This window comes from Leptolyngbya sp. CALU 1928, from assembly GCF_056784215.1.
Genome location: NZ_JBXBCE010000002.1, coordinates 449,347 through 465,730, shown reverse-complemented (window position 1 = coordinate 465,730; position 16,384 = coordinate 449,347). Strand labels below are relative to the sequence as shown.

Genomic DNA, 16,384 nt, shown 5'->3' with positions numbered 1-16,384 from the left:
CTGACTGCTTCGCTGCTACTCCTCACTCAAAACTTCTCACTCAAAATTCATCACTATCCCTCACAACCCCATGGCATCACCTAATCGAGCAACGGATTTAAAAATTTTAGGACTCAGTAAACTCTTTGGCGATCATCAAGTACTGCATGAATTAAATCTGGAGATTGCACCGGGAGAATTTGTAGCGATCGTCGGTCGCAGTGGCTGTGGCAAAAGTACCCTACTGCGCTTGATCGCCGGGTTAGAGCAGCCAACCAACGGTGGAGTTTTGCTCAATGGCAGACCTGTTTCACAACTGAATCAACCCGCACGAGTCATGTTTCAAGATTCACGCTTGCTGCTGTGGAAACGTGTTTTAGAAAATGTAGGGTTAGGGTTACGGGGAAACTGGAAGCCTAAAGCACTGCAAGCGTTAGAACAAGTGGGATTGGCTAATCGAGCCAATGACTGGATAGCGGTGCTGTCCGGTGGGCAACGTCAACGGGTGGCGCTAGCACGAGCATTAGTCAGCCAACCTCGGCTTTTGTTGCTGGATGAACCATTGGGCGCATTAGATGCCCTGACTCGGATTGAGATGCAGCAATTGATTGAAGCAATTTGGCAAGAGCAGCAGTTTACAACGCTGTTGATTACCCATGATGTGGAAGAAGCAGTGACATTGGGCGATCGCGTCGTGTTGCTTGAAGAAGGGCATGTGGCAATGAATTTAACGGTGCCGCTTAAACGCCCGCGCCATCGAGGTGATCCCGCTTTTGCAGGACTTGTAGAACAAGTCCTGAAGCGAGTTCTTCAGCGTGAATTACTCTCCCCTGAATCGCCCTCTCATCAGCAGATGATTGATCCTCAACCTGTGTATTCAAGCTGATGCATTCAAGCTGATCATCAATATATAGCGATCGCTCAATCCAGCAGCAGGGGTTTCGGTTGAATCTGACCCTTGACAGGTTGATGTCATGTCCGTAAACTTTATTCTACGGTATACACATAGATAAACCGTATTTTATTTGCAATGTATGTCATTGACTAGGAGAAAACCGTGATTAAGCGACGACAGGTTGTTCTTGGTTTAGCCGTGGCATTAGCGGCAACGGTTCGCCCAACGGTTGCTCAAACTCCGTCGTCAGTTGAACTTACGCTGGTTAGTTATAACGTTGCCAAACCTTTTTACCAAAAGCTGATTCCTGAGTTTCAAAAAGAGTGGAAAGCTAAAACTGGGCAAACCGTTACTTTTAAGGAATCCTATGGACCGACGATCGCTCAAGCGCGATCAATTCTTTCAGGTTTAGAAGCAGATATTTTTGCAATTAATACTCAGTTTGCAATTGATTTATTAGTGGATAACGGCTTTGTCAAACCCAATTGGGAGAAACGATTGCCCAACAAAGCCGTGCCTGCCAATACGGTGATGGTGTTGGTAACGCGCCCTGGGAATCCCAAAAAAATCCGCACTTGGCAAGACCTAACCCGTGAAGGAGTAGGGATTGTGGCAATTAATCCCAAAGTATCTGGCAATGCCCGTTGGGGTATTTTGGCGGGCTATGGAGCTATCTCTAAAACGCAGGGAAAAGAGAAAGCAGAAGCCTATCTCAAAAAGCTTGTGAAGAACAGCAAAACCTTTGTGAACAATGGTCGTGAAGCCTCTGACACTTTTATTCGCAATCGGGTTGGGGATGTGATGGTGAATTTTGAAAATGAAATTCTGTTTACCAATGATGTGTTGCCAAAGGATTTTCCTTACATCGCTCCATCTCCCAATATTCAAGTCGATTTTCCCGTCACGGTTGTAGACAAAGTAGTGGATAAACGAGGCACCCGCAAAGTGGCAGAAGCGTTTACTCAGTTCTTGTTTAGTCCTAAAGCTCAAGAAATTTTTGCTCAAGTGGGCTATCGTCCTAGCAACAAAAAAATACTTCAGCGAAATGCCAAGCAGTATCAGCAAGTTCAAAAGCTTTTTGCGATCGCGGATTTTGGCGGCTGGCGACAAGTCAACAAGCAGCTTTTTGCCGATGGGGCGCTGTTTGATGTTGCTCAAAAATCAGCAGCAGGTAAGTAAAGATAGGCATCCCTAGCTGGCACTACATCTCATATTCAACAACTCTTCATTTATCTGGAACGATTCATGATTAACCGTCGCTATATTGTCTTGGCTCTGGCATCCCTATTAAGTGGTCTAGCGCTGCCAACGGCTTCTCAAACTCCCAAATCTGTGCAACTCACATTAGTCAGCTATGCGGTTGCCAAGCCTGTTTTTGCCAAATTGATTCCTGAGTTTCAAAAAGAATGGAAGGCAAAAACAGGGAAAGATGTCACCTTCAAAGAATCCTATGGAGCTTCGGGTGCCCAAACTCGCGCCGTTCTCGCGGGATTGGAAGCCGATGTGTTGGCGCAAAATCTGCAAAGCAATATTATGCCTCTAGTCGAAAAAGAGTTGGTTAAACCCAATTGGAATAAACGGCTACCCAATAACGCCATTCCGGCTAATAGCGTCATGGTGCTGGTGACGCGTCCCGGAAACCCGAAAAAAATTCGCACCTGGAAAGATTTAGTTCGTGATAACGTTCAAATTATTGCAATTAATCCCAAAACCTCTGGAAATGCCCGTTGGGGAGTGTTAGCCGGATATGGTGCCATTCAAAAGGTAGAAGGCAGTGCCAAGGCACAGAATTATCTCAAGGGATTTGTGCAAAACATTAAAACACAGGCAGGGTCGGGACGAGAGGCAACTGACACCTTTATCAAAAATCGGGTGGGAGACGTGCTAATCACGTTTGAGAATGAAATCATTTTCACCAATGATGTGATTCCCCGCGATTTTCCTTACATCGCGCCGTCGCCCAACATTAAGGTGGATTTTCCTGTGACCGTGATTGATAAGGTCGTCGATAAACGCGGGACTCGCAAAGTCGCGGAAGCTTTCACGCAGTTTTTGTTTACTCCCAAAGCCCAAGAAATTTACGCCCAGCTTGGCTATCGTCCGATTAATCAATCGATTCAGAAAAAGTACGCGAAGGAGTTTCAATCGGTTTCCAAACTCTATACGATCGCTGATTTTGGCGGTTGGAACCAGGTGAACAAGCAGCTTTTTGCGGATGGTGCCTTGTTTGACGTTGCCCAAAAAGCGGCGACGAGTAAATGAGTTTGGATCATAGGCTAGAAAAAATTGGGTCATCTACGCCCGTGGGTCGTCCTTCAAAAAATGTGGGGCTTTCTTTAACCTGGGGATTGCTGTTTACCTACGTGGGCTTGATAGTGCTGCTGCCTGTGGCAAGTCTATTTTGGCAGGCTACTAAGCGCCCTTTTTCAGATCTGTGGGAATTGATTGTTTCACCCGTTGCGATCGCCGCCTACCAGCTAACCTTTGGCAGCGCGATCGCGGCAGCATCCATCAATAGTGTATTTGGCTTAATCCTCGCCTGGATATTAGTGCGCTACTCCTTTCCTGGAAAGCGATTGGCAGATGGTTTAGTCGATCTGCCCTTTGCCATGCCAGGGGTTGTGGCTGGCATCACCTTAGTGACGATGTTTGCACCCGGTGGCACGATTGGGCAGTTTTTTGAACCGGGTACACCCTTTGGAATTCTGTTGAAATCAGTGGGCATTCAAGAAGCAAATCTGACTTCTTCGGTATTTGGAGTTGTACTAGCGCAGGTGTTTTCGACGTTGCCCTTTGTCGTGCGAACTGTCCAGCCAGTGTTGGTAGAGCTTGAGCCAGAGGGAGAAGAAGTTGCCTACACCCTCGGAGCAAATTCATATCAAACCTTTTGGCGGGTGATCTTTCCGCAACTGCTGCCAGCAAGTTTGGCAGGATTTGCATTGGCGTTGGCACGAGCGATCGGTGAGTTTGGGATTATTTTGATCATCTCCAGCAATATTCCCTATGAAACGCTGGTGTCCACGGTCTACATCTATCAACGCCTGGAAGAGTTTGACTACAGCGGAGCCACAGCAGTCGCGATCGTCGTATTGACTATATCCCTGGGGTTATTGACCCTCACCAATCTTTTGCAACATTGGAGTCGAGGCTATGAGCAAAAGAGATAAGGAATTAAACATCAACTCCACTGCACCGCGATCGCTCCCTTGGGGAAAATGGACATTGATTACCCTGGGATTGAGTTTTTTGGGAATCGTCGTCGTTTTTCCACTGGTGAATATCTTCTATCAGGCTTTTGTGGAAGGGGTTGAAGCCTTTTGGCTAGGAATTCAAACTCCAGATGCCCTACACGCTCTCTCAATTACCCTGATTGCGACGCTGGTTGCCGTCCCTCTAAACACCGCTTTTGGCATTCTGGCGGCTTGGATGTTGGCACGCCATTCCCTTCCTGGAAAGACCCTTTTATTAGGCATTTTAGACTTGCCGCTGACGATTTCGCCCGTGATTGTGGGGTTGATGTTTATTCTATTGTTTAGCCAAACCGACAGCATTTTCAAAGAGTGGGTTTTGGCATGGAATCTAAAAATCATCTTTGCCACACCCGGAATTATTTTGACCACAACGTTTATCACCCTGCCCTATGTCGTGCGTGAGGTATTGCCTGCGCTGCAAACCCTAGGCGTGGAACAAGAAGAAGTTGCGAACACTCTGGGGGCAACGTCCTGGCAAACCTTTTGGCGAGTCACATTCCCCAGTATTCGCTGGGCAGTGCTGTATGGTGTAATTCTTTGCACTGCGAGGGCGTTGGGCGAGTTTGGTGCAGTCTCGGTCGTCTCTGGCAGAATCATTCAGGAAACCAACACGCTGACTCTGCACGTTGAGCGGATGTATATGGAATACCAATCGGTGGCGGCGTTTGCCTGCGCTTCACTGCTGACCCTCGTGGCACTGGTGACGCTGATTTTTCAAGAAATCTTGCGACGGAGCGGCGACTCTAAACACCCTCAAGTTAAACGCCCTCAAATTGAATAAACAAGGGGCTTGTCCAAACTTTGGAATCGTCGATTTGCCGACCTGCAATATACACGGGCACGAATCCACGGGGACTCGATCGCGGCTCTAGGATAAAGTGACCGCTAATATCTTGGGGCATGGGGGCTGCACTGATGCGCTCCACGGCAACAAATAACTCTGCCCCGCCCAAGTCTTGACGTAAAATGCCCTGATTCAAAATTTCTTTGCCCGTAAATTCCCACTCAAACTCTGGGTAGTGGAGATAAGGATTGCGCTGAAGCGGACTGCCCCCTTTGCGATACCCATCGATTTGAATCTGCAATCGGAAGCGAGCGTTGGCTAAATCGGACAGTTCCAGGACGATCGCGTCAGCATCTCCATAGGTATCGGAGCGAAACTCCAATGCCAAAGAACCCGATCGCCGCACGAATTCCTCTGGATGCTCCAGCCCATAGGGTTGATAGCGCTGCACTAGAGTATTGGAATAGCTCAACACCCCGCACCATTCTGCTGAACGATAGCGGTCTTTAATCCGTGCGCCACCCCAGCGCAGCCGAATTGTGTTTGCGGCATATACGGCTTCTGCTTGAAGGTTACGCTGCCACAGCAAGCCACTGTCGGTATACGCAGCGATTTCATCCCAGCCTGCGGTGCCCAACAAGCGATAGTGAACCGTTACTGCCTTTGAAGCCGTGAACTCGTCACCTTGAATGTGGTCATCTGTCCAGAGAAGAGCCACCAGACGATCGCCTGTGGTTGCCCAGGTATGGCGCGATCTCAATGCTCGACTAATCGCCGATTTCGTGAGAGAGGGCGATAAAATCCCGGTTAAACCGCCGCGTGTACCAAACACGGCTGCTCCTGGAGCGCCCCCTCCACAGCGTCCCCGATGTTCGTCACCGCTACCCGCTACACCCACCTTGTAGCCTCGCTGAATGGCATCTTGATAAAACCAGGGAAAATGTCCCCAACTGGAACAGACTTCTACCAGCCGTTCTAGTCGAGGATGATGCCAGTCGAGAATGGCACGTCGCCCACCGACATGGGGAGTCAATAAGTGATCCTCTGCTTGATCAGCATAGGCAGCATAGAGCTTATCTAACGTCCAGGCACCGGGGTTAAGTTCCTTACCTTTCATCTCTTCGTTCCACTCGAACGATCGCACGGGATTGCCAGCGAGATCGTGGGGAAACAAAATCTCGTCTCCCAAAAAGATGACATTGCGATCGCCGCCAACCGTTGAATTACCGCACCACTCCACACCGGGATAACAAATAAATTCACTCTCCTGCGTCATGGCACGAGTCACACTGACATCTGCTTCCCAGCGATCTTTTGTAATGTTAAAGTCATTGGCGGTATAGCCGAGGACATCGAGTCCGGCAACCTCTCGACCATACTTGAAGTTGTAGTCTGTGCCATTGGTGCCCACCGTGTGATTAGAATGTACATGCAAGTCTGCGAAGAAGGCACGGGGATAGTCAAAGTGATTAGCGATCGTGATTGGAATCCATTGACTATGTAAGTTTGAATGTTTAAATTCAGCGTAAACTGATGTGTCTCCTAATGTATTGAATTCTAAGGTTGTCTGTGCGATCGCCCATCCGTTTACAGGTAACTCAAGCATTTGGATCTGAGTTTCCTTGCCAGTTTGAATCAGCAATTGAATCGTGCTGCCCAAGTTCCAGCAGGCGTTGCCCCACCGATCTTCCACCTGCACCCGCACTGGAAACTGAACATCAGTCTGAACTAGTCGAGGCGTGATGATTACCAGATTTGCAGGGTCTCCTGGCACAATATTCAGGACTACATCTCCCGGAATTTCAGCAAAGCGAGAGGTGCCAACCGGATCGATATAGGCGCGGAAGCGAAAATCTTGTTCTACAAAGGTTTGCACACGAGTTCCAGCACCTCCCCCCCGGCGATCGCCCAGCCGAATCAGGATATGATCTCCTGGCTTCAAATAGCCATCCACAATATCCACAATAATCGCTTTTTGAAAGGGGCGTTCATGTCCCTTTTGGTCAAATCGCACCTTTAAGGCTTGCACGGTTGCAGGGCTTTCTCCCGGTAAAGTTGGACGCGCCTGATACTCGGCAGAGAGGTAATTCGCCCCTGTCGGATCATCGGTTTGAAACAATGTCCAATCTGAGTAAAACTTAAACGTGACTTTAATCCAGGCACCATCTGCAATGCCAGAAGCACCGACTTCGTAGTCCAATAGAATCTCTTGCCAACTTCCCGCTTCAACGGTGTGAGTGGAACTGTGTAACCGCCCTAAAAATGGCAACGTGTTGATGTATTCCAAATAGCCCTGGGGCTGGAAAAATTGATCGGGTGGTAAGGCTGATGACTCAATCATGGCGGTTTCGTGGCTAAAAAAGAGGCTGAGAGGGTTGACTTGCAAAGGTTGCCGCGATCGCCTGTGCCAGTTGCCCAAACACTTGACCCGCCGGAGTGTGAGCATGAGTCAGGGCGATCGGGTTGCCGCGATCGCCGCCGCTGCAAATGAGTGGATCGATCGGAATTTGTCCCAATAAGGGAGTTTGTAATTCGGTTGCCAACTGCTGCCCGCCGCCACTACCAAAAATAGAAATGGGTTCCTTGTTATCACCAGAGCCGCTTAACAAGTAGCTCATATTTTCAATGATTCCCAACACAGGAATCCCCACCTGTCGAAACATATGCACACTCCGTCGGACATCCGCTAAAGCCACCTGCTGCGGAGTGGTGACCAGCAGCACGCCACAAATCGGGCTTTCCTGAACAATGGTGATTTGGGCATCTCCGGTTCCGGGCGGTAGATCAATCAGCAGATAATCTAACTCGCCCCAGTCCACATCCTGAATAAACTGGGTGATGATCTTGTGCAACACCGGACCGCGCCATGCCAGGGGATGATTGGGTTCTGCCAGCAGCCCCACCGACATCACCTTAATCCCATGGGCTTCCAGTGGCAGAAATCGCTGTCCATCGGCAGTATCCATCACTTGCACGTCTGCCTGCCCCAAACCCAGCATTTGCGGCACATTAGGACCATAGACGTCCGCATCCAACAGACCGACTTTGGCACCCTGTTGTTGCAATGCAACGGCTAGATTGACGGCAGTAGTTGATTTACCAACGCCACCCTTACCGCTGGAAATTGCCAAAGTGATTTTAACTCCAGGAATGGTGCAGCGTTGCACATAGCTTTTTTTACACCAGGCGATCGCAGCCAGAGTTGTCTGGACTTGATGTTCTAACTGCTGCTGGTGTGCTCCAAGATATAGCTTCAGCGACACATAATCATCCACAATTCGCAGGTTTCGCACCATGCCTAGACTGACGATATCGCTGTTCAAAGTGGGTTCAATCACTTGCTTTAGCAATTGAATCACTTGTTGTTGGCGAATGGCACCTTGATCTATTGCTGCCTCGATCGCAACTTCTTTCACAGCACCACCTGATGACTGGTGTATTGCCGTTTCACCCCGAAGTAGGTTTTCCATTTTCGCCATGCTCGTTGTCCGGTAATCAGTTCTTCATAAAATTCGCCTTGGGCAAACAGTCGAGTTGCCAGAATATCTGGAAATCGATCTTCACCAATGCCGCTGCGGATTCGAGCCTGTCGCTGATCAGCTAACCAGTCGTTGTAGCTTTCATAAACGATGTGACCTTCCGGCGCATCCAGCGTCGCGGCGCGAGTTCTGCCATCTAGTTCTCCATAGAGTGCCGTTTGTGCGGGCGTTAAATGCAGCGGTTCTACCTCTACGTCATAGCCCAGCAGGGATAATTCTTCACCCGCAATCCCTGCAAAAATTTGTTGATCGCGTAAACTCAAGAGTTTTTTGTAAATGCCCACATAGCGATCACTAATGGGATGACCCAAAGGTTTATGATCCTTCGTTTGCGCTCTTCGCTGAGCAATTTCGGTTTGGTGAAACTGAAGGATAGCGGGGTCGTAGTCTTCATCTAAAAAGCGGCAAACCTCTTGCAAGATCGCGATCGGTTCACGCACCAACGTTTCGTAGTGGACATCTAGCCATTGATTACCCTTCAGCTTTTCGCGCCACGGCTTGACCGCATCCTGGCAGAGCTTCCACAAAATTGCCGCGCTGGCGATATTGGTCGCACCAAAGGCAGATTCCAAATATTCGGCACTGGCATCGCGCCCATCCCGCACTAAATACAAAAATTTAGCATTGGGAAAATCTGCCAGAATTGCATCCACAAAAAACAGGTTGCCAGTGTTTTTTCGCCCCAACGAGGTTTATTTTGATGAGCAGCATACCAGCTTAAAATGCCGTTATACACCCCGGAAACTAGCCTGTTGAATGTAAGCCAGCACCTCATCCACAATAGTTTTGGGGTTGACTGGAACTCCCCAAAAAGGGGTTTTCAAGCCAAAGATCATCTCTTCAACGAGGGTTCGTAAGGATGCCGGATTGCCGAGGTCGCCATAGGTGGGCAGGTACGGATAAAACCGGGGGTAATACCAGGCAACTTCGGGAACGGCAATGCGGGGATGGCAACCGAGGATGGTCATCAACAGGGTAGTGCCCGATTGTCCTGGACCAATGACAAAAATAGGGGCTTCTGGGAGATTAATGGACATGGGAGTTCTCTTGACTTGCCTGTTGAATGGCTACAATTGCTCGTTCTGCGCGAATGCTCACCTCCCGATCCGGATCATCGATCGCCTGTTGGAGAGCTTGTAATGCCGCTGGGTTTTCCATCTTTCCCAGGGCGATCGCGGCTTCTTTTCGCACATCCGATACCTCATCCGTCAAGGCTTGAATCAACAGAGGCAGGGAGGTTGGATCAGCAGTTTGCTGTAAGGCTTGAACGGCAAATTTGCGGACTTGCCAGTGTTGATCCGCGATCGCCTGATTTAGGGCAGAAACTGCATCGATCGCCGCATGAATCGCCAAAGATTTAGCCGCATTGCGGCGCACTTGCCAATCAATATCTTGTAGCAGCGCTTGAGTCAGTCGTGGAACCACCGTTTCATCCCTGAGATGCCCCAATGTTAGAACCACTTCACGACGCACGGTTTCGGCTGGATCAGTGAGCAGATCCAAGACAAGTGGACAGCGATCGACTTGGTTCAAATACCGCAACGTAGTGACGCTTGCTTCCCGCAGAGCCGGATTATCGGATTGAAAAAATGGCAAAATGTAGGGCAAAGCTTGCACATCATGAATCTTTCGCAACAGGAATAGTACACTCAGTTGTACGTTCACATCCCCTTGCTGCAACGCATCGAGCAATAGCAGCAGATGATCCGCAGATACCAGTTCGCCCAAAGCCGATCGCGCTTCATCTCGAATCTCAGCATCCGCAGTCGCCAACGTTTCGATCAGGGCAGGAACCGCCGCAGGATGGGCGAATTCCCACAGAGCAGAAACCGCCAGTTTTTGCACCGTTGGATCATCATCTTTGAGAGCAAGAATCAGCGGGTTAAGAGCAGCTTCATCTCCCAGATGTTGCAGAGTTTTGATGGCAATCAAGCGATCGCTGACCGCTTCAGAGTTTAATAACTCCAATCCTTGATGCAATTCATCATCAATGTAAATTGACATAGTTTTACCTTAATCGGTTTTACCTTAATAGAAATGGAATTTGCACCGTAATGGCATTGGTGGGGCACTCCTTTTCGCAGGGCAAACAAAACCAACATTCGTCATACTTCATATAGGCTTTGCCAGTCTCAGGATTCTTCGCTAGCACATCCAACGGACACACTTCAATACAAGCGGTGCATTTTTCTAAGCACTTTGATTCATCTACGATTACTGGAACATCCACTCGCTGTGTAATTAGTGCCATATTTCACCTCCAGGCTCAATGTACTGCGACATCATAAACTTCTTGTTGCAAATCCACATTCACGATATAGGGTTCAACGGGACGCTTGAACAGCCTTATATCGCCCGATTCATCCCGTTTCAAATTCACATGACAAAACCATTCCTCATCGTTCTTGCCGGGGTAATCGACTCGATAGTGATACAGTCCCCAACGGCTTTCGCGACGATAAAGTGAAGCTTGGGCTGCCATTTCAGCGCAATCCCGAATAAAATGCACTTCTAAACAGCGCATTAATTCATGGGGATCACGCGCTCCCATTCGATCGAGAGTTTCGTGATAGCGGACAAAATGTTTCAGCCCAATTTCCATCTTGTTGGTGACTTTGGGCGGCTGCAAATAGTCATTCACTAATCGTCGCAGTTTATACTCTACCTGCGTGTGAGGAATGCCGTTAGGTCGGCTGAGCGGCGCATAAACTCTGGCTTTTTCTGCCTCTAATGGCTCCAAATCCGGATCTAAATGATCTAAATTCTGGACATACTCTGCGGCATTTTCGCCTGCCAGTCGCCCATAGACAAAGGCTCCAATCATGTAGTTATGGGGCACACTTGCCATGTCTCCAGCCGCATACAGTCCTGCTACAGTGGTTTCTGCTTTTTCATTCACCCACACGCCAGAAGCACTGTGCCCGCTGCACAACCCAATCTCGGAGATGTTCATTTCAATGCTGTGGGTGCGATAGTTTTCACCCCTACCTGCATGAAAGCGATCGCGACTGGGGCGTTCGTTTGCCCACAAAATCGTTTCAATCTCAGCGATCGTATCTTCATCCAGGTGGGTCATTTGTAGCTGAATTGGACCTTTCCCCGAATTCAATTCCTTCCAAATTTCCAGCATCATTTGACCGCTCCAATAGTCACAGCTAATGAAGCGATGTCCTTCGGCATTGGTCGTGTAAGCCCCAAAGGGACCGGCGACATAGGCGCAGGCGGGACCGTTGTAGTCCTTAATTAGGGGATTGATTTGGAAACATTCAATGTTGGATAGCTCTGCCCCTGCGTGGTATGCCATGGAATAGCCATCACCCGCGTTGGTCGGATTCTCGTAAGTGCCATAGAGGTAGCCAGAGGCAGGTAAGCCCAAACGCCCAGAAGCCCCAGTGCAAAGGATGACGGCTTTGGCTTGAATCACCACAAAATCGCCACTGCGAACATCCAAACCCATCGCTCCGATCGCGCGACCGTCCTGCACTAAAACCCGCGTTGCCATGACTCGATTCGTTACACGCACTTTATGACGCTTGACTTGACGAGTCAAAATGGGTTTCAAATCCTTACCTTCTGGCATCGGCAACACATATTTTCCAATGCGATGCACTTGTTTTAAATCATAGTCTCCTTGAGCATCTTTTTGAAATTGAACGCCCCAACTTTCGAGTTCTTGAATGGTTTCGTAACCCAGTTTTCCCGTTTGCAAAACTGCTTTTTGATTCAGGATACCGTCATTGGCGATCGTCACTTCTCGCACATAGTTTTCCGGTGTGGAGTGACCTGGAATCACCGCAGTGTTCACGCCATCCATGCCCATGGCGATCGCGCCACTGCGCCGAATGTTTGCCTTTTCTAAAATCAGCACGTCCAGATGAGGATTCGCTTGTTTCGCCTTAATTCCTGCCATGGTGCCAGCGGTGCCACCGCCAATCACCAGCACATCAGTTTGCAATTGTTGGGTGGAAATGGAGTCAGTACTCATAGAATCGCTAGTGTGTAATAGGTTCAGAAGTAAAAGTGCCAAGTGAGAGTAACTATCTCTCACCTGACACCCAATGCTTGACGCGCAATCAACAATGAAATCTTTAAGTGAAATCTTTAGCTACCCGACCAAACGGCTTCCTTAATCGAAATTTTCTTAGGGATCAGCTTGATATCGTAGAAGGTATCTGCGATCGCCTGCTGTTTGCCAATCACCTCGTCAGTCAGGGGTAGTACGCCGTATTCCCGCCGCTTTTCTGCCTTCTCTAGCACTGCCGCATCAATCCCCAACCCAGAGGAAAGAAACTTTGCTACTTCTCCAGGGTTGCTTTTTGCCCATTCACTTTCCTTTTTCACTTCTTCTAAAACCGTCTTCAATGCCGCTGGAGATTGATCGACAAACGATTGAGCCGCCAGATAATAGCCCCGATTGGGTGCTAATCCCGTCGCATCCACTAAAATACGTGCGCCAGCCTTTTCTTCTGCGACCGCAAGATAGGGGTCCCAAATTGACCACGCATCAATGCTCTTGCCATCAAATGCGGCGCGAGCATCCGCTGGCTTAAGAAATTTAATCTCAACATCGGTAGGCTTTAAGCCCACGGATTGCAAAGCGCTGACTAGCAAGTATTGAGAGTTAGAGCCTTTGGCAACCCCCACTTTTTTACCCTTTAAGTCCGCAATGGTTTGAATGGAAGATTCCTTTGGCACTACGATCGCTTCACCCTTGGAACCCCAAGGATCATAGGCAACATAGCGCACGGGCACTCCACCGGCTTGAGCAAAAATAGGCGGCGATTCCCCGGTATAGCCAAAATCGATCGAGCCTGCGTTTAATGCTTCTAATAAAGGTTGACCTGCCGGAAACTCGTCCAAGTCACTGATGATCCCGACTCTGCGAGGGCTTTTTCGATCAGTCCCTTGGACTTGAGCAAACTGAGAATACTGGCTGCTTTCTGATACCCAATCCGTACTGTCGTCGCACTTGCAGGCGCACTCACGGAGGAACTAGCCGCTGGAGCCGCTGAGGGAGAATTTGCCGTATTAGTGGGTGATTGGGGGGTACAAGATGCAATCACTAAACTCGCACTAAACGCGATTGCGCACAGCAATGCAAACGTTTTTGAAGACCGTTTTAATGAATTAAAAAATAATCTTAGACTTGCCGAAAACACACTTATCTTAGCTTGAATAGACATGATTAACTCCTAAAAAATCACCAATATTTCAATCAGAAAAGTATGATTATCAATAAAGCAAACTGATCTTTCAACTTTCAGGGAACGTAAAGCCTCCTTAAAGGAATAGTTGTGAACCAACTTGACTCAGTACTTTCCTTCATTGAGCCTAGAACTGTTGCTTAATTCCTGGCTCATGTCCACTACTTAAAATGCTTGGTGCCAAATGATTGAATGCAAACTGTATTTCGCTGCAAAATACTAATTATCAATCGATAAACCGTAGATTAACTGTATGAGAGTTGAGTCATCCTGTCAAGACAAAGACGCTGACGTTTATAACCCTTTTGAACCGATGGTGTGGTGGTTGCAGCTATCTACGCTTAATTGGGCAGTCGAAACAGCCATCGCAGCCGTACGCCGATGATAGTTCCGAGCAGGGCAGAACCGAGCCACACCCAACCGTGCAAACTGGTTGAGGCGATCGCGCCAAAGAATCCACTGACGTTGCATCCATACGCAAGAAAAGCACTGTAGCCCATTAGCAACCCGCCAATTGTGGCAGCCGCCAGCGTCAGTTTGGATAGTTTGAAGGTCGGCGTTAATCGTCCTGCCAACGCGGAAGCGAGCAACGCCCCCAAAATAATGCCCACATTCATCACCGAACTCGCATCCGCCCACACTCCATTCTTCAAGGCTGTTTGTGCCGTAGGAGTATTCCAAAAAGGGCTACTAGCAGGATTCCAGCCTAAAGATGCCGCAACTTGGGCTGACCACAAGGCAAATCCCCAGGTGATGCGCCAAGGCTGCCCGGAAAGCAGGAGAGTCAACCCATTTAAAACTGCTAACGCGATCGCGCCTGCCCACAGCGACCAAGGACCGCGAATCACTTGGGTAAAGGTGATTGGAAATGGGATAGAACGGTCGGAAGCATTCACTTGATGGGGTTTCAGCTTTTGCAACGCCCAGATTAAAAGTGCGATCACGGTAAGTTGAAGAACAACTGCCCAAAACCAACCTAAACTGTTACCCAAAGAAATTGCAGGCAAAGCAGGCAAACCGCTCCACAGTTGGCGCGTCAGACTTGCCCCAAAAGCACCTAAGCAAAAGGTCACTAGGGTAATGAGTAAGGTGAGACTACCAGAGCCAACGGTGTAAAGTGTGCCGCATCCACAAGCACCCCCAAGCTGCATTCCAATGCCAAATAGAAATGCCCCGATCGCACCCTGCACTCCAATCGGTGAAATAGATCCGCGCACGTCTTGACCAAAGGCTGTCCCGTTCGCCAAAATCGGTGCAAATAGTAGAGTGGCGATCGCGATCATCACCAGTTGTGCAACCAACCCGCGACTATCACGGTACAGAATCAGCTTACGGTAGCTGCTGGCAAACCCAAAACTGGAGTGATAAAGCGTGATTCCTAACAATCCACCAATCAGAAACAAACCGCTTTGTCGCCAACCATAAGGCATCAGCAGGATCATGCCACACGCAAACAGCGCAAGGGCGATCGCCACCGCTAACCGCTGTGGGCGCAGAGGCGAAAACACTGGGTCAGAAGATATTGACGGACTCATAACTCTACTTCTTAGGTGGTTTTTTAGGCTGTTCTGGCGGCGGATCGCAACTGTCTAAATGAGGCTGAGTTGCCTGTGCAATGTTGCTCCCAAACGATATGCTTAACACCGCAAATAAACTCAACCCCAACCAAAAAATGTACTTCATTTGAAAAACCTGTAATAGATAAGTTAAGCCTTTTCAGGACCTGTTTCAACAGGCAGATCTGTCGTGCTGTACTCTGTCCAAGAGCCTTCATATACGCGCACTTTTGGATAACCCAACAAATGTTTTAGCACAATGTATTGGAGTGTCGCTTCACGCCCCGTACTGCACGTTACAATCACATCATCAGACGGTTTAATATTTTTGTCTGCCAATATCTTACGAATCGCATCCAAAGACTTTAACTTGTGAGGATTCTTGAGATCTTCTTGAGGATTTTCAGCCTCAGTAAAGGTTGGCCAGGGGATATTTTTTGCACCTGGAATATGCCCATTCCGCACCCAAATATTCTTTTCGCCTCGAAACAAATCACCGGGTCTCGGATCAACAAACGTAACGCCCGGTTTGCCAATTAAAGTTTTTACTTGATTTAACGAAACACGAATTGAAGGGTTATCTTGCAGAGAAAACTGCGTGAATTTGTACTGAGGATATTCCTTTGTGATGGGCTGCCCAGACGCTTTGTATCCTGCAAATCCACCATCTAGAACAGAGACATCTTTCACGCCCGATCGCTCTAATAAATAGGCGACCATGGTTGCACCCAAAACATCTCGTGCATCGGAATAGACCAATACCCGACTTTTGCTATCTACACCAGATTTTGAAAAAAGCGAAGATAACTTTTGGGTATCCCAATATTGCACCGGTAAAAATCCATTGGGACCCCGGAATGCAGTATCGGCAATGTTTACGGCTCCTGGTATATGTCCTGCAATATATTCCAGGGGTGCAGTTCGCACATCTAAAATTCGCAGCGTTGAACTATTGACATTCGCTGCCACCCAATTGGGGGCAACAAACTTGATGCTAGCGGTTTGGGCGATTGAGGGTGCTGCTGTGAGTGAAAGAATTGAAATTAGAGTGGCGATCGCTACAGTCACCAAAGCGATCGGTTTAGATGGACGAAACTGAAATCTTCCTAAGCGCGTCCTAAAAAAGCTTAAGTTCATGGTGGAAAAGCTCCTAATTATCATGAATTGATTGAACAT

17 protein-coding genes are annotated in these 16,384 nt (G+C 48.5%); 5 read left to right on the top strand and 12 right to left on the bottom strand.

Annotated features, from left to right (window positions below):
* Nucleotides 1-70: 70 nt before the first annotated feature.
* The 5 genes from AC1S5B_RS18025 to cysW all read left to right on the top strand — a co-directional run bounded on the left by AC1S5B_RS18025 (nt 71) and on the right by cysW (nt 4,906).
* Nucleotides 71-865, top strand: a complete 795-nt coding sequence (locus AC1S5B_RS18025; protein WP_482037081.1) for an ATP-binding cassette domain-containing protein — start codon at nt 71-73, stop codon at nt 863-865.
* Between the two features lie 171 nt (nt 866-1,036).
* Nucleotides 1,037-2,053, top strand: coding sequence for a sulfate ABC transporter substrate-binding protein (locus tag AC1S5B_RS18020; RefSeq protein WP_482037080.1), 1,017 nt, complete (start codon nt 1,037-1,039; stop codon nt 2,051-2,053).
* Nucleotides 2,054-2,119: 66 nt separating this feature from the next.
* A complete protein-coding gene (locus AC1S5B_RS18015; protein WP_482037079.1) occupies nt 2,120-3,136 on the top strand; it encodes a sulfate ABC transporter substrate-binding protein in 1,017 nt (338 codons plus the stop codon).
* Nucleotides 3,133-4,041, top strand: coding sequence for a sulfate ABC transporter permease subunit CysT (gene cysT / locus AC1S5B_RS18010; RefSeq protein ID WP_482037078.1), 909 nt, complete (start codon nt 3,133-3,135; stop codon nt 4,039-4,041). Before AC1S5B_RS18015 ends, cysT begins: the two co-directional genes overlap by 4 nt.
* The gene (cysW, locus tag AC1S5B_RS18005; protein ID WP_482037077.1) at nt 4,025-4,906 is read left to right on the top strand and encodes a sulfate ABC transporter permease subunit CysW; all 882 of its coding nucleotides are present in this window, start codon (nt 4,025-4,027) and stop codon (nt 4,904-4,906) included. The genes cysT and cysW overlap by 17 nt, the downstream gene beginning before the upstream one ends.
* Here the strand turns inward: cysW and AC1S5B_RS18000 are convergent.
* The 12 genes from AC1S5B_RS18000 to AC1S5B_RS17945 all read right to left on the bottom strand — a co-directional run bounded on the left by AC1S5B_RS18000 (nt 4,884) and on the right by AC1S5B_RS17945 (nt 16,345).
* Complete coding sequence (locus AC1S5B_RS18000; RefSeq protein WP_482037076.1) at nt 4,884-7,355, bottom strand: hypothetical protein; 2,472 nt, start codon at nt 7,353-7,355, stop codon at nt 4,884-4,886. The two genes, cysW and AC1S5B_RS18000, sit on opposite strands and share 23 nt — an antisense overlap.
* Nucleotides 7,264-8,379, bottom strand: coding sequence for an Mrp/NBP35 family ATP-binding protein (locus AC1S5B_RS17995; protein WP_482037075.1), 1,116 nt, complete (start codon nt 8,377-8,379; stop codon nt 7,264-7,266). The genes AC1S5B_RS18000 and AC1S5B_RS17995 overlap by 92 nt, the downstream gene beginning before the upstream one ends.
* A complete protein-coding gene (locus AC1S5B_RS17990) occupies nt 8,322-9,134 on the bottom strand; it encodes a sulfotransferase family protein (protein ID WP_482037074.1) in 813 nt (270 codons plus the stop codon). Before AC1S5B_RS17990 ends, AC1S5B_RS17995 begins: the two co-directional genes overlap by 58 nt.
* Nucleotides 9,135-9,176: 42 nt before the next feature.
* The gene (locus AC1S5B_RS17985) at nt 9,177-9,485 is read right to left on the bottom strand and encodes a sulfotransferase (RefSeq protein WP_482037073.1); all 309 of its coding nucleotides are present in this window, start codon (nt 9,483-9,485) and stop codon (nt 9,177-9,179) included.
* Nucleotides 9,475-10,452, bottom strand: a complete 978-nt coding sequence (locus AC1S5B_RS17980; protein WP_482037072.1) for a HEAT repeat domain-containing protein — start codon at nt 10,450-10,452, stop codon at nt 9,475-9,477. The genes AC1S5B_RS17985 and AC1S5B_RS17980 overlap by 11 nt, the downstream gene beginning before the upstream one ends.
* 19 nt (nt 10,453-10,471) lie before the next feature.
* Entirely contained in the window at nt 10,472-10,699 is a 228-nt protein-coding gene (locus AC1S5B_RS17975; RefSeq protein WP_190910963.1) for a 4Fe-4S dicluster domain-containing protein, read from the bottom strand.
* A gap of 15 nt (nt 10,700-10,714) precedes the next feature.
* Nucleotides 10,715-12,433 carry a fumarate reductase/succinate dehydrogenase flavoprotein subunit gene (locus AC1S5B_RS17970; RefSeq protein ID WP_482037071.1) on the bottom strand — a complete coding sequence of 573 codons (1,719 nt, stop codon included), beginning with the start codon at nt 12,431-12,433 and terminating at the stop codon, nt 10,715-10,717.
* 116 nt (nt 12,434-12,549) lie between these two features.
* Entirely contained in the window at nt 12,550-13,308 is a 759-nt protein-coding gene (locus AC1S5B_RS17965) for an aliphatic sulfonate ABC transporter substrate-binding protein (RefSeq protein WP_482037070.1), read from the bottom strand.
* The gene (locus AC1S5B_RS17960; RefSeq protein WP_482037069.1) at nt 13,275-13,511 is read right to left on the bottom strand and encodes a hypothetical protein; all 237 of its coding nucleotides are present in this window, start codon (nt 13,509-13,511) and stop codon (nt 13,275-13,277) included. The genes AC1S5B_RS17965 and AC1S5B_RS17960 overlap by 34 nt, the downstream gene beginning before the upstream one ends.
* Before the next feature lie 482 nt (nt 13,512-13,993).
* Nucleotides 13,994-15,187, bottom strand: a complete 1,194-nt coding sequence (locus AC1S5B_RS17955) for a YeeE/YedE family protein (protein WP_482037068.1) — start codon at nt 15,185-15,187, stop codon at nt 13,994-13,996.
* A 4-nt stretch (nt 15,188-15,191) separates the two neighbouring features.
* A complete protein-coding gene (locus AC1S5B_RS17950; RefSeq protein ID WP_482037067.1) occupies nt 15,192-15,335 on the bottom strand; it encodes a hypothetical protein in 144 nt (47 codons plus the stop codon).
* A gap of 23 nt (nt 15,336-15,358) precedes the next feature.
* Complete coding sequence (locus AC1S5B_RS17945; RefSeq protein WP_482037066.1) at nt 15,359-16,345, bottom strand: sulfurtransferase; 987 nt, start codon at nt 16,343-16,345, stop codon at nt 15,359-15,361.
* Nucleotides 16,346-16,384: the final 39 nt, after the last annotated feature.